Below are 22401 nucleotides of genomic sequence, written 5' to 3' on the forward strand. Positions count from 1 at the left end.
CTTTCCTCCTTTATATCGCTTTGACTTGAACTTCCGGAAGCAGCTTGTGAACGAGCTCTTCCGTTCCCAGCTCCTCTGAAAAGGCGGTTGCGCTTCCTGACGCAACACCTAAGCGAAAAGCTTCTTTGATGTCGAGCTGTTTTTCAATGCCTGCGAGAAAGCCTGCAACCACTGAATCTCCTGCGCCGACTGAGTTTACGAGCTTTCCTTTAGGTACGTTGGCATGGTAGACGCCGTCTTTTGTAAATAAAAGTGCGCCTTCGCCAGCCATGGAAACGATCGCGTTTTCGGCCCCGCGTTCAACGAGTTTCTTACCGTAAGGCACCGCTTCTTCCGCTGAAGTGATGGTTGTCCCAAACATTTCACCGAGCTCGTGATGGTTCGGTTTCATTAAAAGCGGCTTCATTTCTGCTGCTTTTAAGAGCGCCTCACCCGAAATATCAACGACAACCCGGACATTTTGCTCTTCGCATTTTTCTGCAATCTTTTCATAGGTGTCCTGCGGCAATGAAGAAGGAATGCTGCCAGCCAATACGACAATGTCCCCTTCTTTCATCGCTGAAAATTGGTCTAAAAAGGCGGCGAAATCTTCTTCGCTGATGACAGGCCCCTGCCCGTTGATTTCCGTCTCATCCCCGGTCTTCAATTTGACATTGATGCGCGTGTCTCCATTCACTTCATGAAAAGCCGTTTCAAGCTTCTCTTCTTCGAGAAATGATTTGATATACCCCCCGGTAAAACCGCCGATAAAACCGAGAACTTTAGAAGGTACATGGTGTCTGTTCAGCACGCGTGAGACATTGATACCTTTGCCTCCGGGATATTTCGTGTCATAGACTGAACGATTCAGCCCGCCTACGGAAAATTCTTCAACGTGAACAATATAGTCGACCGATGGGTTGAGAGTTACAGTGTATATCATTTTTTCACTACCTTTACGACAGTTTTTTCTTGATAGTTATCAAATGAATGTTTTGCAGATCCTGTTGTAATGATAGTTGCTTCGTCTAAACCGGCAAAGGCAGAAAATGAAATTTCCCCAAACTTGGAAACGTCAGCTAAAATAAATGCTTTTTTCGCCTGGTTGACAGCTTTTGTTTTCAAAAGCGCTTCTTCAGGATCCGGAGTCGTATACCCCGCTTCTTTATGAATGCCGTTGACGCCGATGAAGCTTTTGTCAAACCGGTATTGGCTGATGGCTGATAAAGCCGAACCGCCCACGATTGCTCCGGTTTTATACTTCACATACCCGCCTAATAAATAAAAAGGAATGCCTTTTTTACCTAATGCCTCAATGTGCATAACTCCATTTGTGACCACGATAATATCCATCTCCGGATCGATAAAATCGATCATTTGCAATGTGGTCGTTCCGGCATCAAGATAGATACAATCACCTTCTTCAAGAAGTGAGGCCGCTTCTTGAGCGATTTTTCTCTTTTCATGAAGGTTTTTGGATGATTTCTCTAGCATGTCAGGCTCCGTACGAATATCGGAAAGCCTCGATGCCCCTCCATGAACACGCTTTAAATATCCGCGGGCTTCCAGCGTCGACAAATCTCTTCTGATCGTTGACTCGGATGCGTTCGTTAAATTCATTAAGTACTGGATTTTCACGACATCATGCTTTTCAATCTCGTCAATAATCAGCTGATGCCGTTCGGGAGTCAACACATTATCACCCCTTTTGGAAACGCCTTCATTTAGCTTACAATTACATTGTAAACGCTTTTTCGACATAACTCAACAAAAATCTTTCAAATTCATTCAATAACCATCAAAATCTTTCACATTTTAACATACTATCGTGATATGTACTGTTTGTAAACTGTATAAACTATAAAAATCCGCAAAAATATGTGACATTATTATTATCTATTCCTTCAAACATCATTCAGATCACAACGATAAAAACCTCATGCTCGCCGCATGAGGTTTTACAATCATACATCAGCCTATTGAACGTTCTAAAAATACTTGCCATAAGCCTAATAAATAAGACAACATCAGCATCATAATAAATATGGCGGAAATGCCGATCCACGCTGGCCATACGCTTATAGGCTGACGGCAATTTGCCGCTTTACTCATACCTCAATGCATCAATCGGATGAAGGCGGGCCGCTTTATTGGCCGGGATGAGGCCAAAGATAACTCCGATCGCCATGCTGAACAGGACGCCTCCGAGGACCACCTGCCAGGAAACGAGCGGCGGCCAACCGGCAAAAAACGATACGAGAGCTGCTCCGCCGTATCCGAAGCCGATGCCAAACACCCCGCCGATCAGCGTGATCAAAGACGATTCTATTAAAAATTGCATCAGAATCTGGCCTCTTGTTGCACCAAGCGATTTTCGAATCCCGATTTCCCTCGTCCGTTCCGTGACCGACACCAGCATAATATTCATGACGCCGATCCCGCCAACGAGTAAAGAAATGCCTGCAATTGAGCCGATGAACATTGTCATAATTGTTGTAATCTGGCTAATTCCGGCCGCTATGGCCTCCATATTCATCACTTCGTACGAGTCCGTAGTGCCGTGATTGTTGTTGACCGCCGCGGCAGCCTGCTTTCCGACGGCTTGCAGATGGTCGGCAGATTCAGCTTGAACGGAGACAGAGTCATAGTCGCTGATGCCGAAGGACGATTTTAACATTGAAAACGGAACATACATCTCATTCATCCCCAACGCAAGCAGCCCGGTTTCTTCTTTTAATACGCCGATGATTTCAACGGGCTGGCCATTTATCCATACGGCGCGGCCGAGAGGCGACTGCTGAGAAAAAAGTTCCTCCGCAAGTTTCGGCGAGACGACGGCGACCCTGCTTCCAGCATTGTAATCCTCTTCTGAAAACTCTCTTCCCTTTTCGACTTCCATCGAATTGATGCTGATATATCCGTCATTAATGCCGTTTACAGTGGCATCGGTTTTTTCATCCCGGAAGCGGACATTCATAGACTCGGTAGTTTTCGCAACGACATGCTTCACGCCTTCGAGTGACTTTAAACTTCTGATGTCTTCTTCGGTGAAGCCGGCGTCTAAATAGGCGTTGGGATTGGCCGTTAATTCTTCATTGCTGGGCTGATAATAGATTTCGACCGTGTTGCCGGGCCCGCTGATCGTCTGCTTGAGCATCTGCTCTCCTCCTTGCCCCGCTGCAACAACGACAATAACAGAGCCTACACCGATAATGATTCCGAGCATTGTTAAAATCGATCGCAGTTTATGGGAAAGGATGGAACTTAACGCCATTCTCAAGTTTTCGATGAGATTCATTGCACCGTCCCCCTCCGCTCTGTTTCCGGCGAGACGATCACACCGTCCCTCACCATGATGATCCGGCTTGTATAATCTGCAATCTCCGGTTCGTGGGTGACGAGCACCACCGTCGTTCCTTCCTCATTCAATTCGGTGAATTGCTCCATGATGTCCCGGCTTGTTTTCGTATCGAGCGCTCCGGTCGGTTCATCAGCCAATATCAGCTTCGGTTCATTGACGATCGCTCTTGCGATGGCTACACGCTGTTTTTGGCCGCCGGAAAGCTCGTTCGGCAAATGGCGCATCCTGTCCTTAAGCCCGACTTTTTCAAGCGCCCGTTCGGCCCGCTCCCGCCGCTCTTTTCTTGGAATGCCGGAGTAGATCATCGGAAGCTCCACATTCTTTATGGCATTCAGTCTCGGCAGAAGCTGAAACTGCTGAAAAACAAAACCGATTAAACGGTTTCTGACGCCGGCAAGCTCCCTTTCGCCATATGCTGAAATATCCTCGCCGTCCAGCCTGTAAATACCCGATGTCGGGCGGTCAAGACAGCCGATAATGTTCATGATCGTTGATTTTCCAGAACCGGAAGGCCCCATGATAGACAGATATTCACCAGACTCAATTTTCATATTGATCTCCCTGAGAACATCAATGGTTTCCCCTCCGATTTGGTAGCTTTTTTTCACGTGGGAAAGCTCAATCATTGAAGCTTCACTTCCGTTCCGCTTTTCATGTCCTCAGCCGGGTTTTCGATAACCGGGTCCTTGTTCGTCAGACCGCCGGTAATTTCAACGAGGCCATCTGCTTTCTCGCCGGTTTTGACATTGATCCGTTTCGCCTTTCCGTCTCTGACGGCATACACGTATGATTGATCATCATCCTGCTTCACGGCACCTTCAGGAAGAGCCTGAATCGTTCTTTTATCCGTCTGGATTTTGAGAATCATATTGAAGCCGGGCTTTGCTTTAGGACGCTCCCCTTTTATTTTGACTTCAAACGGATATTGAACAGCTTGTTCCTTTCCTCCCGCAGCACCTGCAGTCGCCTCTTCTTCGGGAACCAATCCGACTTGTGAGATTCTGCCCCGCCACTCTTTATTCTGGATGACATCCGACGTGATGGTCACGTTCTGTCCCTTTTTCACTTTCAATGTGTCATACTCTGACAGCACGCCTTTAACAACAAGCTTGTCCTCGTTACCTATATGTATAACCGGCTTTTGAATATCCGATTGCTTTAAGGCGGCTTGTTTATCAACGGTGATCACTGTCCCGTATATGCCGCTTTTCACTTGCAGCGCTGCCGATTTTTTCTCGAGCGTTTCCTTTTGCAAGTCGGCTTGTTTCAGTTCAAGTTGAAGCGATTTTTCTTCCATTTCAAGCTGTGACCGTTCGTCATCAATCTGCCTCTTGGCTTTTTCCGCTCCGAGCTCAGCCTTCAGCTCGTCTTCCTTGCTTTTTAGGCTGCTGATTTTTCGCTTAACCTGTTCAAGCTGGAGCTCCTTCGATTGAATGGACAAAGCATTCTGTTCTTTTTCCAGGCGTATTTCTTCGTTCGTATAGGTGAAAAGCACATCTCCTTTTTTCACCTTGCCACCTTCTTTTACTTTGATGTCGGCAATTTTTCCTTTTTCAGGTTCAAAATATTCGTATTGTTCATTGGCAAACTTTAGGGTGCCCGGAACCATGACTTCAGAAGAAATCTCTTTCTCTTCCAATTTCACGGTTTGGACCGCTGTTTCAGCCCCTCCGCCCGTTTGCACCGAGCGGTAGAGGTTGAGTCCGATAAAAAGCGCAGCAGCCCCAACAATGATGATGCCGATCCATATTTTTTTCATTTACATTGCTCCTTCAAATGTATCGAAGAAATTCATCGCGATTCCGGCTGTTAATGCGAGCAGAATGGAGATCACAAATAAAATAATCACACCGGTCCAAGCCGCTTTTTTGGAGATCCCCCCAACCTTTTGGAGACCTAGTGCAACCAATGCGAGCGACCAGATGGTGAAAATATCAAATACACCCAATACCGATTTAAGCGGCTCGTCTGCCGGGATGATGCTGCTTAAAGATGTGACGGCGATCGTGGGATCAATATTTGAATAATAGATCACAAGTCCGCCTATGAATTGCCCGATAGCCACAATAAAATGCGTAAAAACAGACAGCGAAAACATATGAACAAAATCGGTTGTTCCTCTTCCGATTTTGACAATCAGCCAATAGATTAAAGCGCTGATCAGCATGGCGATCACAGAACCGAAAATCCCGCCGATGATGCTGAATCCCTTCATAGCGGCTTGAAATGCTTCAGCATCCGGCATTTCTGCTAAATCGGCAGATAGCGGTATTTTTTGACTGAGCATATACCCTGCGGTAACCGACAAGATTAAAACAATGACAAGCGGAAACCAGAAAGCAGGCTTTTCTCTCATTCTCTCAAACTGTTCTCCGGGATGGGTAATCAATCCGAACAATGACGGATTTTTTACTTTTTCAGTTTCTAAATGCGTTTCCATATGTATCCCCCTTAAAAATGAATTACCAGTTTATACGCAGAATGGTCTAAAATGTTTCACATCTGTTTTCTCAAAAAAACGCCCCGGCCGCATTTCAGAATATGCGGCCGGGGACGGTTTCAGTTTAGTTTCGCTGAAACATTTGATACTGCGCTTTCACCAGCTCATAATACATTCCACGTTTTTCGATTAATTCCTGGTGATTTCCTTCCTCTATTTTCCGGCCGTGGTCAAGAACCAGGATTTTATCCGCATCCCTTATCGTTGAAAGCCTGTGAGCGATCATAATAGCCGTTCTGCCATGGAGCAGGGTTTTCAATGCAGCCTGAATCTTGACTTCCGTTTCTGTGTCAATACTTGCGGTTGCTTCATCAAGGATCAGAATGCGGGGGTCTGCCAGGAGTGCCCTCGCAAATGAAATGAGCTGCCGCTCACCTGCCGATAATACATTGCCGCGTTCCTCCACTTCTGTGGAGTATCCATTCGGAAGCGCTGAAATAAACGAATCGGCCCCGACAGCTTTTGCTGCTTCGATCACTTCTTCATCGGCGGCGTTCGGACGGCCAAAACGAATATTTTCCATAATCGTTCCCGAAAAAATAAACGTATCCTGCAGCACGATGCTGATTTGCGAACGAAGATCGGAAAGCGAGATATCGGTAATCGGTATTCCGTCCACTTTGACAGTCCCGCCTGTTGCATCGTAAAACCTGCTGATCAGATTCGCGATCGTCGTCTTCCCTGATCCTGTATGTCCGACAAGCGCGAGCGATGTTCCCGCCGGCACCTCAAATGAAATGCTGTGCAGCGCCTTGCGATTGCCGTCATAAGAAAATTCCACCTGTTCAAATTCGATCCGGCCTTTTAATTCTTTAATTTTGACCGCATCTTCCTTGTCTGCGACACTCGGTTTTTCATCCAGAAATTCAAATATCCTCTCCGACGAAGCCATCCCCATCAACAGCTGGTTGTAGACTTGGCCGAGCCTTGAAATCGGCTCCCAGAACATTCCGAGATAGAAGGCGAACGAGACAAATACACCGATCGTAATCGTTTCATTGATGATTAAGCTTGTGCCGTACCAGATTAAAATGGCCGTCCCGACAGCGTTTGTCATTTCTACAAGCGGGCGGAATGTCGCATTTTTTTTCGTCGCTTCCCGCCAGGCTTCAAAGTTCTCGCTGTTGACGCCTTCAAAATACATCATATTCTCTTTTTCCTGCGTAAATGCCTGAGTGACGCGGATGCCTTGAATGCTTTCATTCAAATGGGAATTCAGCTTGGACTGCTTTAAGCGCACCTTTTGCCAGGATCGCCGGATTTTCCTTCTGAGATTGGTAGAAATAAAGAACATAACAGGCAGCGTCACCATGATGGCGATGGTCAGCTCAGGACTGAGCGAAAACAGAATGACGATAATGCCAAAGAGAAGCAAGACATCCATCAATAGATTGATGACTCCGCTTGTAAATAATTCCTGAAGAGAATTGATGTCATTCATGATCCGGACAAGGATGGAACCTGCCGAACGCTCGTCGAAAAAGCGGTGTGACAGCCGCTGAACATGCGTAAATAAATGCTGTCTGAGATCATAAATGACATGCTGACCAAGCTTGTTCATCCAGCGGATTCTCAACACATTGCTAACATAATTGACAAGATATAATCCGCTGATGACGGAGATCAGAATCACAAGAAGATTCATATCCCGGCCTGCGATTGCTTTGTCGAGCGCATAGACGCCGATCAAAATCGGCACCGTCAGCCGGATCGCCGCCGAGATCATGACCGTTAAAAAGGAGAGCGGCAGCAAATTTTTTCGGTAAGGCTTTAAATATTTGAGCAGCCTCCACATCTGCGCCCAGTTAAAAGGCTTTTCAATGATTTGGTCTGAAGTATAAAAAAACCGGTTCATCAACGTTTGTTTTTTCGCCTGATTTTCCATAGCAAGAGCCTCCTATCCTGCAAAATGCGGCTCATTCAATACATTTTGATCTTTATACTGCAAATCAAAAATCCGTTTGTATAAACCGTTTTCTTCCATTAATTGTTCGTGTGTTCCCCTTTCCTTGACAACACCTTTATCAAGCACAAGGATTTCGTCGGCATGCTTTAAGGATGAGATTCTGTGAGCGATGATGAACGTCGTCCGATCCCGCATCACTTCCCGCAATGCAAGCTGAATACGGTGCTCCGTTTCCATGTCAACGGCACTCGTCGAATCATCGAGGATGAGAATGCCCGGGTTCAGACAAATCGCTCTCGCAATCGCGATTCGCTGTTTTTGGCCTCCGGACAGTCCGAGCCCCCTCTCGCCGAGCATCGTATCGTATTGGTTCGGAAGCTCCATGATAAAATCGTGCGCCTGGGCTCTTTTCGCGCTTTCGATGATCTCTTCCATTGATGCATCAGGCTTTCCATAAGATATATTTGACCTGATCGTTGAGGAAAATAAAAACGATTCCTGCGGGACGACGCCGATATTGGAGCGCAGCATCTTTAATGAGTAGTGTTCAAGCGGCTTGCCGTCGATCGTGATCCGGCCGGATGTCGGCTCATAAAAGCGGCTCAGCAGTTGAATGATACTGCTCTTTCCTGACCCCGTCGCACCGATTAACCCGATCGTTTTGCCGCGCTCGGCTTGAAAAGACACCCCATGCAGTGCTTCAGCGTTTTCTTTTGTATATTGAAGGGAAACATCGCTGAATACGACATCTCCGTTCAGTCTGCCGTTTTTCACCTCATGTCCGCTGTCGGTGATTTCCTCTTCGGCATCAAGAATTTCCAGCAGCCGCTCTCCTGATGCTTTCGCTTGTGAAAACAGGTTGATGACATAACCGAGGTTCATGATCGGCCACATCAAGTAATTGACAAGACTGAAAAAAGCGACAAGCTCCCCCGGTTTTAAGCTGTTTTGCATCACGAGCCAGCCGCCGAACGACAGCAGGGCAACAAGGCAAATATTGCCGATAAACTCCATCAGCGGAAAGAATTTCGACATGATAAACGAAACGTTTAAGCTTTTATTTCGAAAATGGTCATTTGAATGAGTAAAGTTTTGAATCTCAAAATCTTCTTTTGATAAAGATTTAACGGTATTCATGCCGCTGATATTTTCCTGAACTTTCGTATTTAAACGAGCGAAAGATTTTCTTATGTTCCGAAAAGCCGGATGCACTTTTTTATCAAACCTGTAGACAACCGCTCCCAAAAACGGCAGAGAAGCAATCGTTACCAGAGTCAGCGGCACAGAATAAGAAAACATGACAGACAGACTGAAGCTGACAAGCAGGATAAAGCGAATCGCCTCAGCAAAGCCGAAAGATAAAAAGAATCTGATACCTTCGACGTCAGCCGTAAGCCTCGACATTAAATCTCCCGTTTTAGCGCTGTCATAATACTTGAACGGCAGACGCTGCAATTTCGCATACAGCTCTTTTCTTAACCGGTAGACAGAGCGGATTCCGAACATATCTCCAAGATACTGATGAAAAAAAGTGGCTGCGCCCTTCGCCGCCATGACAGCGATGAACCCGAGACTGATCCATATGACCAAACCGTACCTTCCACCGAGAATCACTTCGTCAATTGTCATTTGCAGAATAATCGGATAAACAACAGTGATCGCCGTCATCAGAAGCATCGACACAAGCGACCACAAGAACATTTTTTTATAAGGCCAATAAAAATCTTTTAGTTTTTTAAGGGACTCCATTTGCACCAGCACCTTTCCAATTCATGTAAAACAAGGACACATCATCTAATATATCGGTTTGCGAAATAAAATTCCACCGATTTTACAAAATTCAGACTTATTATGGAGTTTTCCTCCTTCTTCCGCTTGAAATAACGCCTTTTTAAAATGTGACAGTCAATAAAAAATAGTTTCTTGTTGTCAAAGGAAATTTTTTGATGAATGAAGGAAGATGATGTAAAATAATAGAAAATGTTATCAAATTATGAATGACGGAGTTGATTGCAATGGCGAAAAGAGAGGCTTTAAAAAAACAGCTTCTCCTCTTAGGTGAATTGGAACAAAGAATCTGGAAGGACTTCCGGAAAGAACGCGAAGGGATTTACGCAAGGTTAGGAGAACTTGACAGACAAATCCAGCGACATAGACGTTCCACTAAAGAGTATTATGCAGCACATTGCGTAGACATTATTAAACAGCAAAAAGGAAAAATTGTAACGACAAAAGAACTGAAAATGAAACTGAAAGAAAGAACCAATTTTAACGTACACCGTATTAGTGAGCTTTATGACTTGATTCAAAAATTAGAACCAAACATTTCGAAAGAACGGCGCGGCTGTTTTATTTATCTGGAAAACGCTTCAAAAAAAAACGTCGGTCGGTAACAGGCTCTATGCCTGAACCGACCGACGTTCTCAACCTCCGCTGACCGGGGGAATAAGAGCAACCGTATCTCCAGACTTAACCGCACTGTTTCCTCTTCTGTACACTTCGTTGACAGCGATCATCGCCCTGTCCGTTCCCTGAAGATTGTAAGTTTCTTTTAAAAACTGTCTGATGTCGTCTGTTGTCGTTTTTTCTTCATCTATATCAATGCTCTGCGCACCCGCTTGTTCGGCAAGCTGGGCAAACAGTAAAACTTTAATCAATGGTCAGCACCTCTTTTTCTGCCGGAAGCCGCTGCTTCCATATCTGGTTTCCCTTCCGGGTATTCAGTTGTCTCAAGCTGGTCGCCGATCCAAGTCTCGCCGTCCTCCCAATGTTCTTTTTTCCAAATCGGGACAATTTGCTTTATCCTTTCGATCGCATATTCGTTCGCTTCATACGCCGCTTTCCGGTGAGGTGATGACACCGCGATCACAACAGCCGCGTCAGAGATGTCCAGCCTGCCGATGCGATGGGTAATCGCTGCAGCTGTACCGGGCCATTTTTCATTGATCTCTTTCCCGATCTGAGCAAGCATGCTGACCGCCATTGGAATATAAGCTTCATATTCGAGATAGAGGGTCTTTTTTCCATTTGTCCATTCTCTCACTGTTCCAATAAACGTCGTGATGGCACCGGCTTCCCTTCTTTCAACTTTTTTGACGATATCTTCGATGACAATCGGCTCTTTTGTTATAACAAATCGTTCAGACAAACGCCTTCCTCCTTTAGATGATTCAGAATAAAAGCCACGGCGCTCGGGTCTTCAATATGAAAGGCTGGAACATCCGTTTTCGGCTCGCTCTTTTGATAAATGACGGCGATGATGCCGTCCAATTCCTCCAAGAGCTGACAGTCCGCTTCGTTTCTGACCATGACAACTTTTTGATATGGCGCATGTTTAAATCCTTCAATGAGCAGACACTCAACCGCTAAAACGCCATAAGCGGCAATCAGTTGATCAAGCGTCCACTCGCCGCGCGCCGTCAGCTGAAAAACGCCTGCTCCTTCGACGCCGGACGCAGCCGCTCCAGCCCGAAAAAAGCGGTCAGAATCCTTTCCCTCGGCGAAAACATCCGGTTCTCCTCCATGTCCGTGGTGTTTCAGGCAGCCGATCTTGACTCCGAGTTGATCGAGCTTTTCCGCCAGTTTTTCAACGAACGTCGTTTTGCCGCTGTTTTGGTACCCTACGATCTGGATGATTGGAAAATGTGCGGCCACAGCTCTTCACTTCCGTTCTCATCCCGGTATAAAAGAACATGCACTCTTGCCCCGGCCTCATAGCCTCTCGTTCCGCCCGGCAAAACCATCAGCGCATTGGCATCTGCCAGAGACGTGACGGCGCTCGATTTATCCAGACCGACAGGCTCCGCATGAAGCGCACCGTCTTTAATGGATACAAACGAGCGGACAAACCTTGTAAACGGATTAGGTTTTGGAAAATCCTTGCTTAAAACCGCTTCTGCACATAAAGAATACGACTTCTGATGATGCAGCCAGGTGCGCAGGGACGGTTTGACAAACAGCTCAAATCCAACGAAGCAGGCTGACGGGTTCCCTGATAGCCCAAACAGTAATTTGCCGTTTAATTGAGCAACAGTCGTTACACTTCCCGGACGCATCGCCACCTTATTAAACAGGACCTCGGCACCGAGCTTTTCGTAAATTGCCGGCAGAAAATCAAAGTCCCCGACGGACACCCCTCCGGTCGTAATCAGAAAATCCACCTTGTCCAAAGCTTTTTCCACCGCTGCAAAGCTTTCCTCAAATCGATCAGAAATCTTTCCTAAATAAAGGGGTTTTCCGCCTGCCTCTTCAACCTGGGCGGCCGCCATGCCTGCATTGCTGTTGCGGATTTTTCCGGGAACGAGGGGATCGCTGACATTCAGAAGCTCCGTTCCGGTGGCAATGATGCCTACCACAGGCTTTTTGACTGCAGGTACCGCTGCATATCCGAATGTTGCAAGCAAAGCGACGACACCCGGCGTGATCCGGGTTCCTTTCTTCACAAGAACTGATCCTTTTCTCGCATCTTCTCCGGTTTTTGAAATATTTTCTCCCGGCTCCAATGAGCGCTTTAACACCATATAGTTTTTACCGTCTTCTGAGAAGGTTTTTGTCAGCTCAAGCATGACTACCGCATCAGCGCCCTCCGGAATCTGCGCTCCGGTCATAATTCTGACAGCTTGAAAAGGCCCGAGCGTTTTACCTGACACGGCTCCGGCTCCAATGTGATCAACCACCTCGAATTGCAGCGGATTTTCCCGCGAAGCACCGGCGGTATCGCAAGCTCGGACAGCAAAGCCGTCGTACGGCGAACGGTCAAAAGCGGGTACGTCGTGATCAGCCTTGACATCTTCGGCTAAAAATCTATGGAGACTCTCCTCAAGGTGGATCCACTCTGTATCTCCCTGCTTCCGGTGCCGAGAGACACGCGCAGCGGCTTCAAAAACTGGAATGGGCGTTCTTTTTTCAATCATTAAAAAAACCTCCTGTTGTTACATTCCGATGACTCTCGCCAATATGGAGTTGGCTTCTTTTATATCATTTGTGCCGTGAACAAGGGCTCTTCCATCGTTAAATATGACGATTCTGAATGTCTCGTATTGTACATGCAGCAAATAATCATTCGCTTCCACTTTTCCGATGCCCGAAAGTTTTTTCCTGAGCTCCTCTTTAGGCAGCCGTTTTAACATATCGCTGCGAATTTGGACGGTCTCTCTTCCGCACAGCACGTCGGCTTTTTTTTGGCTCATGTTGCTGAGAAAAGGATAAACCGGCGTTTCTCCGCACGAAGGACATGTCTCATTGCGGCCGATCTCCATTCGGAAGTGGGTGTTCGCCCATAAATCAAACGTGACAAAAGCGGTTTGAAGCGCATCTTGGTCGTCCGTTAAGACTTTTAAAATTTCAGCTTGTTGATAAGCCGACACCATTTGAACGGCCGGCGAAATAATCCCCGACGTGTCGCATGTAGCCCCGCCAATCGGAACATCTTCAAACAGGCAGGCAAGGCATGGCGTTTTTTTAGGAATAATCGTCATATACATGCCCTGACTGCTGACACAAGCACCGTAAACCCACGGAGTGCCCGTCTCTTGGGCAAGGTCATTGATGATCATGCGGGTCTCAAAGTTATCCGTTGCATCGATGACAGCATCCGCTTCTTTGATCAGCGGTCTGAGTGTTTCCACGGTGCCGTCGGCAACATATGTACGAAGCTCAACATCTCGATTGATCTGGGAAAGGCGTTCTTTGGCGGCTGCCGCTTTCGGAAGCCTTTCCTCCGCGTCTTTCTCTGTGTAGAGCTGCTGCCTTTGCAAGTTGCTCCATTCCACATAATCGCGGTCTATAATAGACAGTGTACCGATGCCTGCGCGAACAAGCCCCTCGGCAGCCGACGTGCCGAGCGCCCCGGCTCCGACGATCAAAACATGGCTCTGCCTGATTCTGTCCTGACCCGCCTGTCCGATGTTTTGATATCTGATTTGTCTTGAATACCGTTCATGCATCAGGATGATCCCCTTTACTTCCTTTTCTCTATCATATCATTTTTCCGTCTGCTGTTTTTTGAAAAACCCTTTTCGAAAAACCCTTGCAATCTATAATAAAATATTTCATCCCGGAAAGAACGGTTCTATTTTATCTAAATCCGACTTTTTATTGACATTTATAAATTCCCGCGGCTCTGCCCCGACCGTATCAGCTTCAATATACTTGACGCGGATGCGGTCGAGAAAACTGCTGATCTTCAGTTCGTTCTGCTGAAGCTGTTCGAGGAGGACGGATTTCACCCTTCTATTGTAGACGGCAACAAGCGGCTGCGCCCTACCGTCTGCGACCGGCACGACGGCGTCATCTGCCGGGGTCATCTGCCGTTTTAAAGCCGATATGGTCTCCTGCCGGACAAGCGGGGTATCACAGGCCGAAAAAATATAGCATTCCCCTTCCGCCCGCTCCATGGCTGTGTACATACCTGCAAGCGGCCCTTTCCCACTGAAAGGTTCGATATCTTCCAGCACCGCTTTTTCTCCGAGCTCTATAAACCGCTCCGTCAGCCCCGGACGGCTCAATATCAAGACGTCGCCTCCCAGCGCCTGTTTGCACCATTGATAAAGCGGCTTGCCTTTCCAGCGGGCAAACGCCTTCGGTTCCCCAAAACGGCGCGAAAATCCCCCTGATAATATGACATGTATTTCTTTCATGCAGCTCAACCTTCCTTCACATGTTCCTGCCTGCGAACATCATAGCAAAATTTTAGAAATCCGAACAAGTCTGTAAAATCTCTTTTTCAAAAGGCATGGCGGGTTTCATTTATGCATATTGTAGTTGTAACATCAATAGGGGGCTGGTCACCATGAAAAAAACATCGGGTTCGCTGCCTTATTTTCATGATTTATCACAGGAAAACCTTTTTTTAAAGGCGGAGCTGGCAAGATCACATCAATTGATACACGAGCTTGAAGCAAGCTATTTTCATCAAAAAAATCATAAGCTTAACCAGGAAAACGCCGAGATGAAACAGCAGCTTCAGCAGCTGTCAATCGAACTGGAGCGGGTCTCGGCAAACAAGGAAGACGAGTCGGCCGAAACGCTCAACCGAATAAAAAGCGAACTGCTGGGTAAAATCGTTGTTCTTCAGGAGCTCCTTCAAAAAGAAACCTATGCAAGAAAACAGGAGATAGAAGAAAAGCACCGCCTTCATTTAACAAATGTAAAAGTCGAAGAGGAGAAAAAAAGCTTACATAGCCAAATAGAATATGAAAAGCTTCATGCGGAAAAAGAAAAAACGCTGAGGGAAAAAAAGGAGCAGGAGCTCAAAAACGCTGCCCACGAAAATGCCCGCCTGAAAGACGAACTTCACGCTAAAGGTCTTCAGCTCAAACAAATCGAAACAGATGTTGCGGTATTAAAAGAGCGGGTGACAGAAACGAAAAACCGCCTTTTGGAGGCTGAAAAAACAAAAGAAGCGCTGTTTTACGAAACGATTCTATCCTATAAAAGGCAGCTCGATGAAAGTGATAAGTGGATCGCTTCTCATTTTGCCGATATTGATACATCTCAGCAGACGGAGAAGGCGCTTGAACAAAACGAAGAGCTTTTTGAACGGTCTGAACAGATCGAGGCGGTGCTTCAAACAGTTACGGAGCAAGTCGATCAGCTCCAACAGCAATTGAGCGTCATCAAACAAAATGACACGAAAATGGATCAGAAAATAACTGAGTGGAAAAAACAGACGAAAGAAGAAACTACCCCGCAAAAATGGGTCTATCAAATGAAACGCAAAGACAAAGAAACAAAACCTTTAAATTGAATACCACTTTAAGGGATAATTTGGATTTTATAAAAAACCGCTTGAGTCGATTGTCTCAAGCAGTTGATTACGGCGGCGGCGTATATAGCGGCCGCCTTAGTGTCCCTCAAAATGGAAACGCTATCTGGAAAAGCAAGGGTTTGACTATTGCTGCTCTGTCTCGGTAGAAATCTCACCCTCTAATATATATTGACCGCGGTATGGTTTTTTGACTTCCGGGTACATTTTAATCAGGCTTTGCATAAAGGTTGTCATATTAGGGATCTCAAGTCCGCTCTCTTTTTCGATTTCTTTTTGAAGTTCGGAGCTTTTGATGGCCGCATTATGGCGTTTTAATGTTTTAATCGCCGCTTCACGCAGTTTTGCAGCTTTTGAGCCTGGACGTGCTGTACCCCTTCTGCGCCTTGTCGTTCCATCTGGAATTCCGGCAGGCAGTGAGGAGGTTTGCGGAGAAGTCTGCTGCTGGTTCTTTTGAGATGCTTGCGGCTGCTGCTGTTGTTGCTGATAGCTCTTCATCTCCTGCGCAGCTAATTCAGCTAAAACAGGGAGAGATTCCGTTTTACGCTCCGGGCGAAAATCTTTTTTTGTATCATTAAAGCTGGATGGACGATCCAATTCACGCAGCTTTGCATATATATTATCCCGCTCAATTTGATACTCCCTAATCACCTTAACCTCAGCCTCATTCAGCTGCTCCAATCTTAAACGCAATGCTTCCCTCTCGTTAAACATACCGTTTATACCCTCCTATCAGAATAAATAAACCTTCTAATAAAAATATTAGATTACCAAACTAATTTTATCAACTATTTTTTCGTTTTTCTACTGTTGCTTTCCGTTAAGAAAATAGAACTAAATTTCCGGAAAACTTGAAGCCTGAGGAGTTTTTGAAGCATTTCGTCCTACTCTAAACCCGTTGTCGAAAAATGGTAAATAATGAAGGAACCTAGAAAATTACTTTTCAATAAAACATAATTTACGATTAGACTCTACTGTTTAATCATGATGGAAAGTGTGAAATATCAATGATTATTCCGGCTTATAAATCCAGAATATTCAAAATTGACAGATTTCACTTGTCGAATTCACAGTCTGTTGTGCACGGGGAAAGTCAGAAAAACTCCTGAAACAAAAACAGGACATAAGACTCATCAAATGAAATAAACAGTGTCTAATGAATTATTTGTCGAAAGGGGCGGATAGAGGAAATTTTTTTATTTTTTTTTGCGATGAGGAGCCGAATAAATAAAAAACCCCATGAAAACGGGGCTTTTCAATTTTATTCAGCAGACTGTTCTGTTTCGGCAAGAACACGGTTTACACGTTTTTCGAGCATTTTCATCCCGCTTCCTCCAGCTTGAAAATGGCGAAGCTGGCCTGTTTTATCAAAAACGTAATAAGCCGGGACATATTCATTTTCGAAAGCGTCAGTCAGCTTATGGTCGCTGTCAACAAAAACAGGCTGAGTAATATCATGTTCTGCGGCAACCTCTTTGATTTTATTCAGGTCTAAATCGTCTTCTGAACGCGGCATATGCACGGCCACCACGTTTAGTTTATCGCTGTAGCGGTCGCGGAATTCATTGACTTGCGGCATCGCCTCTTTGCACAAGTGGCAGCTGATCGACCAAAAATGAATTAATGTTGGCTTTTCTCCGATAAGCTGCTCTTTTGTCACTTCTCCGTTTAACCACTCTTTTGCACCGGTCAGTTCCGGCATCGGCTGACGTAATTTCATGATTTTTCCTCCATTGTCATTTTTGTCGATTAAAAAGGTCTAACAAATGTTAGACCTTTCCAATCTGATTTCTAATTTGAGAATAAAAATTAAAGAGTTGCTTGACCCGGTTTCCAGTTTGCAGGGCAAAGACCGCCTGTTTGCAGCGCTTGGAGCACGCGCAATGTTTCGTCTACATCACGGCCGATATTGTTATGGAACACTGTTTGATATTGAAGTTCGCCTTCCGGATTAATGATGAACAATCCGCGAAGCGCCACACCTTCTTCTTCAATCAGTACGCCGTATTCACGGGATACTTCATGGTTTGTGTCGGCAGCAAGCGGGTATTTCAGCTGGCCGAGACCGTTCTCTTTGCGGTCTGTGTTAATCCATGCCAAGTGAGTGTGGATGGTGTCAGTTGAGACGCCAATCACTTCTGCATCAAGGTCTTCAAACTCGTCATAGCGGTCAGACATTGCTGTAATTTCTGTCGGGCACACGAAAGTGAAGTCCATAGGATAGAAGAATAGAACCGTCCACTTATCATTTTTCATGTTTTCTTCAAGGCTTACTTTTCCGAATTCTTTGTTTGCAAGAACCGCTTCCATTTCAAAGCGCGGCGCTTGTTTACCTACCATGCGTTCTGCCATTTTATGTATCCCTCCAATTGTGATTTTTGGGTTCTGCTACCCATATCAAAATGAGAATTTAAATATTAAATTCTCATTTAGTTAATAACATCACATACATCACTCATTATAATACTTACCATATTTTTAGTCAATATTAATTGATAATAAATTTAAATTAGTGGTTGTTCTTTTCTAAGCCTTTAAAAAAAGTGTAACATGCCTCCGGATGAGGAAACAACCGTTTAACACCCGGCAGCCGTTTTTTTGGAAAAACAAGTTAAAACCGAAGCTGGAACTTCGGTTTTATGTCTAATTACTGAAGTTTTTGCTCAACCTGCTGACAGATTTCATCGGCAGTTAAACCTGTCGCCTGGATGACAGATGCTCCGGTCATCGTATCTGAAATCCCGAGCATGTCAGTGTCCAGACCAGTGACAACACAGCAGTCGCAGCCTTTTGCATCGTCTTCGGTTTTCATCGTTACAACCTCATACCCTTTTTCCTTCAAAGCAGCCTCGACATCAGAAAGAGATTGTTCGATTCCGATTTTTTTCGACATGAAGAAACACCTCCACCAATTAAGATGCCACGTTTGCCGATTTTTTATACCAGCCGCTTGATCTAATTGGCTTTGGAAGAGAAATAAGCCGTCATGACGCGGACTGCCGTCTCAAGCGCTTCCTCTTTCGGCTCAAGTTTGGCATGGTGAAGCCCGTAAGGTGAATCGACGCCGAGCCAAAACATGAAGCCCGGATACTTTTTCAACATATAGCCGAAGTCCTCCCCTGTCATCGCTTCTTTTGAACGGACGACCTCTGCAAGGCCGTTTTCAGAAACGAACTGCATAAAGTCTTCAACTAAACCGCTTGAATTATAGACCTGATAATATGCGGCAGGATAGCTGACTTTACCGCTGCATTGATAAGCTGTTTCCAGCCCTCTTACCATGGCCTCGATCCTTTTTTTCACCTGTTCCATTGACGCTGGGGACAGCGTCCTGATCGTTCCTTCAAGCCTTGCTTGCTGAGCGATGATGTTTTGTGCCGATCCGCCTGTAATCGTCCCGATCGTAATGACAGCACTGTCCAGCGGATCGACATTCCTGGCTACGATCGACTGCATTTGCGTAACGAGCGAACTGGCGGCGACCACCATATCTTCTGCAAGGTGGGGATATGCGGCATGCCCGCCCTTTCCTTCAAGTTCGATTACGAGCTCTGACGTATTGGCAAAGAGCAGCCCGCTTTTCGTTCCGATCGTTCCGACCGGGAGCTCAGGCGCGATGTGCAGCGCTGTGATCATGCTCGGCTCCCACTTTTTAAACAAGTCGCTTTCAAGCATCGGCTCAGCGCCGCCCGGTCCTTCTTCAGCCGGCTGGAACAAAAACAGCAGATCTTGTTTAACCGGGTGGCTGACGAAATGATCGATGATGCCGAGGGCAATCGTCATGTGGAAATCATGCCCGCACGCATGCATCCTGTCGTGATGAACGGAAGAAAAAGGGTATCCGGTATCTTCCCGAATCGAGAGCCCGTCCATATCCGCCCTGTACGCCAAAATCTTTTCAGGGGCTTTCCCTTTAACCTTTACAAACAGTCCGGTTCTCCACTTTTCAATTTCAATCCGGTCTTCCGGATGCTTTGCTAAGTGGTTCAAAAGATAAGCCTGTGTCTTATATTCCTGAAAACCGAGTTCAGGAATTTGGTGCAGCTCTCTGCGAATCGCTGCTAATTCGTCCAATTTCATCTTTCTAACCTCCCCGGCGATATGAAAATGCGTGGATTGTCACATCCACGCACTTTTCGCTGCCGCTTCTTAAAGCTGGCGCAATTCCTGTTTGATTTCTGTTTTGCCTTTTGTTTTCTCATCGATGTCTTTGATTTTTTTCGCAGGCGTTCCCGCGACTACTGTGTAAGGCTCAACATCTTCCACAACGATCGCGCCGGCAGCAACGACGGCTCCTTTTCCGACAGTCACGCCTTCAAGTACGACGGCGTTTGCACCGATGACGACATCGTCTTCAATAACGACAGGTTTTGCTGAAGGAGGCTCAATGACACCGGCAAGCACGGAGCCGGCTCCGATGTGGCAGTTTTTGCCGACGGTAGCTCGTCCGCCCAGCACGACATTCATATCGATCATCGTTCCTTCGCCGATCACAGAGCCGATGTTGATGGAAGCTCCCATCATGATGACGGCGTTGTCGCCGATTTCCACTTGATCGCGGATGATCGCACCCGGCTCGATGCGCGCTTTAATATTTTTCAAATCGAGCGTTGGGATCGCCGAATTGCGGCGGTCATTTTCGACAACATAGTCTTCAATTTTGCCTTTGTTTGCTTCGAGCGCAGCTTGAATCTCCGCCCACTCTCCGAATACAACCCCAGTATGCCCTGTAATAAAAGACTTGGCTGAAGCGCCGAAGTCAATTCCTTCAAGATCGCCTTTCACATACACTTTAACAGGTGTTGATTTCTTACTATTTTGAATAAATGAGATAATCTCATTTGCATCCATCATTTTCATTATGTAAGTCCTCCTTCTCTTTTTCTCCTCATTACTGTATCAAAGGAAAGATTTAAAAACAAGAAAAAAAGGAAAGGGGGCGTCCCGTTTCCTTTTTTATCAAATGTCATGCCGGCATTTCACATTTCTTTGCAAAATCCTTGCCGAATTGAAGCAGCATATCTTCTTCTTCACCCTCCGGATTCATTTCGATTTTGACGGACGGAAGCACCGTGTCTCCGCCAAGCTCTTTGATTTTGTCCTCAAGAATATCGACGGCACCGCAAAAATGCTCGTAAGAAGTATCTCCTGACCCGAAAACAGCAAACGTCTTGCCTGTGAAATCCATCCCTTCCATATCATCGTAAATATCCAAAAACTCATCAGGGAGATCCCCGTCACCCCATGTATAGGCGCCAAATATCATGTGCTGATAATCGTTAAAGAGCGCCGCATCTACATCCATCGCTTCATGGCGGTCCACTTCAGCCCCGCCCTCAACAAGGCCTTTTTCGATTAAATCGGCCATCGCTTCTGTATTTCCAGACATGCTTGCATAAACCAGCAAAACTTTCCCCATCGTTATTCCTCCTATAAAATCAGTGGGCTGCAGCAGGCTGTTCATAAGGCCTGACAAATTTGCATTCATAAAGACCTGCGCAAAAGAAGTTCTCCTTTTGATTGGCCACTCTGAATCCATGCCCTTTAATCGTGTCAAACCATTTCAGTTCTCTTTCAAAGAAATCAAGCCGGTAGATTCTTGAAAATCCGTCTCGGTCTTGAGCCGATGTGACATAGATGATTCCGTTGTCTTCGGACACATCCAGGAATGATTCTTCATGCTCAACAAGGCCCTGCCTGATTTGGATTTCATCATTCGTGTGGGTGTTAACCAAATTGACGGCACCGTGATTTCCTTTTTTGGATCCCATCGCACAAACCAGCCATTCGCCTTCAAATGCGATCATCGAAGCGGTCATGCGGCCGGTTTCTTTTTTGATCAAAAAAGCCGATTCTGCTGCCAAATCGTATGCCCAAACACCGCCATGCACTTCATGAATCTGCGTTCCGATGTAAAGGCGCTCCTCATGGAGGCACAGAGAGCGGATCACGGGCGGATGACTCAAACCGGAAAACGGCTTGACGATTTTCCATGAGACGCCGAAATCCTCTGATATGTAAATGCAATGCTTCCCATGGGCACAAACAAAGCCGTCCGTTCTCCCTGTAATCGACCAAATCGTGGCGTTTGTCGGAAAGCTTGAGATTGACCAGGTTGTTCCTTGGTCAGACGATCTGATAATCGTTCCCCTCTCCCCTGCGCCGAATAAATAATCGCCGATATAGGTGATGGAACAAATCTTGCTTTTTAATTGAAAAAGCTTTGTCCAGCCTTGTTCAAGTGAATAGTGAAAAATCCCTTCCCGCTTGATGGCGACAAAGTAACCGGAATGCTTTGCCGAAGCGACGGCCGTCGCACCTTTATGAAACATGAGACTCAGCCTGCCGCTTTTCCTGTTCTGCCCATCTTATAAAACCTTCGGCAAATTCCTTGCAGCACTCGGCATCTTCATCCGTTTCGGGGGCAAGTTCTATTTTCAAGGTCTCTCGATAAAGATCGGCGCCGGTTCGTTCGAGCATGCTGTAAAACGTGTTGACCGCTTCACAAAACCGGGGGTATGCATAATCGCCGGACCCGAAGCATGCCGCTTTCTTTCCTTTAAGGTCAAGCGAAGAGACCTCGTCGTAAAACGATTCCGCTTCATAAGGAAGATCCCCGTCTCCCCATGTGTAGGTGCCGATTAAAAGAAGATCGTATTCAGCCAAAGAGTCGGTATCGACATCATCCATTTCCTGAATTGCGACATCAAAACCGTTCTCCCTCAATATATCTTTGATGATCATCGCGATATCCTCCGTGTTGCCGGACATGCTGGCATATGCAATTAATGCTTTAGACAACAGAATCACCTCTATTATTGATAATGATTTTCATTATTATATAGATACACTTTAAATGATAATGATTATCAATGTCAATAACTCACTCA

At 46.0% G+C, this 22401-nt stretch carries 25 protein-coding genes; 2 read left to right on the forward strand and 23 right to left on the reverse strand.

Features of this window, described 5'->3' with window-relative positions; all coding sequences use genetic code 11:
- Window positions 1–10: 10 nt before the first annotated feature.
- The 8 genes from pfkB to QMZ64_RS07045 form a co-directional block, all read right to left on the reverse strand.
- Window positions 11–922 carry a 1-phosphofructokinase gene (gene pfkB, locus QMZ64_RS07010; protein WP_043928615.1) on the reverse strand — a complete coding sequence of 304 codons (912 nt, stop codon included), beginning with the start codon at window positions 920–922 and terminating at the stop codon, window positions 11–13.
- Entirely contained in the window at window positions 919–1674 is a 756-nt protein-coding gene (locus QMZ64_RS07015; protein ID WP_243940095.1) for a DeoR/GlpR family DNA-binding transcription regulator, read from the reverse strand. Before QMZ64_RS07015 ends, pfkB begins: the two co-directional genes overlap by 4 nt.
- A 409-nt stretch (window positions 1675–2083) precedes the next feature.
- The gene (locus QMZ64_RS07020) at window positions 2084–3277 is read right to left on the reverse strand and encodes an ABC transporter permease (RefSeq protein WP_243940093.1); all 1194 of its coding nucleotides are present in this window, start codon (window positions 3275–3277) and stop codon (window positions 2084–2086) included.
- Window positions 3274–3966, reverse strand: a complete 693-nt coding sequence (locus QMZ64_RS07025; protein ID WP_243940091.1) for an ABC transporter ATP-binding protein — start codon at window positions 3964–3966, stop codon at window positions 3274–3276. The genes QMZ64_RS07020 and QMZ64_RS07025 overlap by 4 nt, the downstream gene beginning before the upstream one ends.
- Window positions 3963–5099, reverse strand: coding sequence for an efflux RND transporter periplasmic adaptor subunit (locus QMZ64_RS07030; protein WP_265627149.1), 1137 nt, complete (start codon window positions 5097–5099; stop codon window positions 3963–3965). The genes QMZ64_RS07025 and QMZ64_RS07030 overlap by 4 nt, the downstream gene beginning before the upstream one ends.
- Window positions 5100–5780 (reverse strand): YknW family membrane protein, encoded by a 681-nt coding sequence (gene yknW / locus QMZ64_RS07035; protein ID WP_265627150.1) that lies wholly within the window; start codon window positions 5778–5780, stop codon window positions 5100–5102.
- 124 nt (window positions 5781–5904) lie between these two features.
- Complete coding sequence (locus QMZ64_RS07040; RefSeq protein ID WP_265627151.1) at window positions 5905–7725, reverse strand: ABC transporter ATP-binding protein; 1821 nt, start codon at window positions 7723–7725, stop codon at window positions 5905–5907.
- 12 nt (window positions 7726–7737) lie between these two features.
- Complete coding sequence (locus tag QMZ64_RS07045) at window positions 7738–9495, reverse strand: ABC transporter ATP-binding protein (protein ID WP_301441210.1); 1758 nt, start codon at window positions 9493–9495, stop codon at window positions 7738–7740.
- Window positions 9496–9761: 266 nt separating this feature from the next.
- On the opposite strand from QMZ64_RS07045, the gene QMZ64_RS07050 reads away from it, so the two are divergent.
- Window positions 9762–10139, forward strand: coding sequence for a Rok-like winged helix domain-containing protein (locus QMZ64_RS07050; protein WP_243940082.1), 378 nt, complete (start codon window positions 9762–9764; stop codon window positions 10137–10139).
- A gap of 30 nt (window positions 10140–10169) precedes the next feature.
- On the opposite strand, the gene moaD is transcribed toward QMZ64_RS07050, so the two are convergent.
- The 6 genes from moaD to mobA all read right to left on the reverse strand — a co-directional run bounded on the left by moaD (window position 10170) and on the right by mobA (window position 14384).
- On the reverse strand, window positions 10170–10403 hold the full coding sequence (gene moaD / locus QMZ64_RS07055) for a molybdopterin converting factor subunit 1 (protein WP_265627153.1): 234 nt from the start codon (window positions 10401–10403) through the stop codon (window positions 10170–10172).
- Window positions 10400–10894, reverse strand: a complete 495-nt coding sequence (locus QMZ64_RS07060; protein WP_265627154.1) for a molybdenum cofactor biosynthesis protein MoaE — start codon at window positions 10892–10894, stop codon at window positions 10400–10402. The genes moaD and QMZ64_RS07060 overlap by 4 nt, the downstream gene beginning before the upstream one ends.
- Complete coding sequence (mobB, locus tag QMZ64_RS07065; RefSeq protein WP_265627155.1) at window positions 10873–11400, reverse strand: molybdopterin-guanine dinucleotide biosynthesis protein B; 528 nt, start codon at window positions 11398–11400, stop codon at window positions 10873–10875. Before mobB ends, QMZ64_RS07060 begins: the two co-directional genes overlap by 22 nt.
- Window positions 11367–12659 (reverse strand): molybdopterin molybdotransferase MoeA, encoded by a 1293-nt coding sequence (locus QMZ64_RS07070; protein ID WP_265627156.1) that lies wholly within the window; start codon window positions 12657–12659, stop codon window positions 11367–11369. The genes mobB and QMZ64_RS07070 overlap by 34 nt, the downstream gene beginning before the upstream one ends.
- Before the next feature lie 18 nt (window positions 12660–12677).
- On the reverse strand, window positions 12678–13691 hold the full coding sequence (locus tag QMZ64_RS07075; protein ID WP_265627157.1) for a molybdopterin-synthase adenylyltransferase MoeB: 1014 nt from the start codon (window positions 13689–13691) through the stop codon (window positions 12678–12680).
- Between the two features lie 105 nt (window positions 13692–13796).
- Entirely contained in the window at window positions 13797–14384 is a 588-nt protein-coding gene (mobA, locus tag QMZ64_RS07080) for a molybdenum cofactor guanylyltransferase (protein ID WP_265627158.1), read from the reverse strand.
- Between the two features lie 152 nt (window positions 14385–14536).
- Here mobA and QMZ64_RS07085 point away from each other — a divergent pair, with 152 nt between their 5' ends.
- Window positions 14537–15493 (forward strand): coiled-coil domain-containing protein, encoded by a 957-nt coding sequence (locus QMZ64_RS07085; protein WP_265627159.1) that lies wholly within the window; start codon window positions 14537–14539, stop codon window positions 15491–15493.
- Between the two features lie 144 nt (window positions 15494–15637).
- On the opposite strand, the gene rok is transcribed toward QMZ64_RS07085, so the two are convergent.
- The 9 genes from rok to QMZ64_RS07130 form a co-directional block, all read right to left on the reverse strand.
- On the reverse strand, window positions 15638–16225 hold the full coding sequence (rok, locus tag QMZ64_RS07090) for a transcriptional regulator Rok (RefSeq protein WP_020451209.1): 588 nt from the start codon (window positions 16223–16225) through the stop codon (window positions 15638–15640).
- A 547-nt stretch (window positions 16226–16772) separates the two neighbouring features.
- The gene (locus tag QMZ64_RS07095) at window positions 16773–17231 is read right to left on the reverse strand and encodes a redoxin domain-containing protein (protein WP_020451208.1); all 459 of its coding nucleotides are present in this window, start codon (window positions 17229–17231) and stop codon (window positions 16773–16775) included.
- Between the two features lie 89 nt (window positions 17232–17320).
- The gene (ahpA, locus tag QMZ64_RS07100) at window positions 17321–17863 is read right to left on the reverse strand and encodes a biofilm-specific peroxidase AhpA (RefSeq protein WP_020451207.1); all 543 of its coding nucleotides are present in this window, start codon (window positions 17861–17863) and stop codon (window positions 17321–17323) included.
- 295 nt (window positions 17864–18158) lie between these two features.
- Entirely contained in the window at window positions 18159–18404 is a 246-nt protein-coding gene (locus QMZ64_RS07105; protein ID WP_003181323.1) for a YkuS family protein, read from the reverse strand.
- Window positions 18405–18466: 62 nt separating this feature from the next.
- Window positions 18467–19591, reverse strand: coding sequence for an N-acetyldiaminopimelate deacetylase (locus QMZ64_RS07110; protein WP_265627160.1), 1125 nt, complete (start codon window positions 19589–19591; stop codon window positions 18467–18469).
- 69 nt (window positions 19592–19660) lie between these two features.
- Entirely contained in the window at window positions 19661–20371 is a 711-nt protein-coding gene (gene dapD / locus QMZ64_RS07115; protein ID WP_265627161.1) for a 2,3,4,5-tetrahydropyridine-2,6-dicarboxylate N-acetyltransferase, read from the reverse strand.
- Window positions 20372–20477: 106 nt separating this feature from the next.
- Window positions 20478–20930: a flavodoxin gene (locus tag QMZ64_RS07120; protein WP_265627162.1), complete on the reverse strand. Its 453-nt coding sequence runs from the start codon at window positions 20928–20930 to the stop codon at window positions 20478–20480.
- 19 nt (window positions 20931–20949) lie between these two features.
- On the reverse strand, window positions 20950–21843 hold the full coding sequence (locus QMZ64_RS07125; protein WP_265627163.1) for a WD40/YVTN/BNR-like repeat-containing protein: 894 nt from the start codon (window positions 21841–21843) through the stop codon (window positions 20950–20952).
- Window positions 21833–22312 (reverse strand): flavodoxin, encoded by a 480-nt coding sequence (locus QMZ64_RS07130; RefSeq protein ID WP_265627164.1) that lies wholly within the window; start codon window positions 22310–22312, stop codon window positions 21833–21835. The genes QMZ64_RS07125 and QMZ64_RS07130 overlap by 11 nt, the downstream gene beginning before the upstream one ends.
- Between the last annotated feature and the right edge of the window lie 89 nt (window positions 22313–22401).

This window comes from Bacillus sp. LB7, assembly GCF_030449715.1.
GTDB classification, from domain to species: domain Bacteria; phylum Bacillota; class Bacilli; order Bacillales; family Bacillaceae; genus Bacillus; species Bacillus paralicheniformis.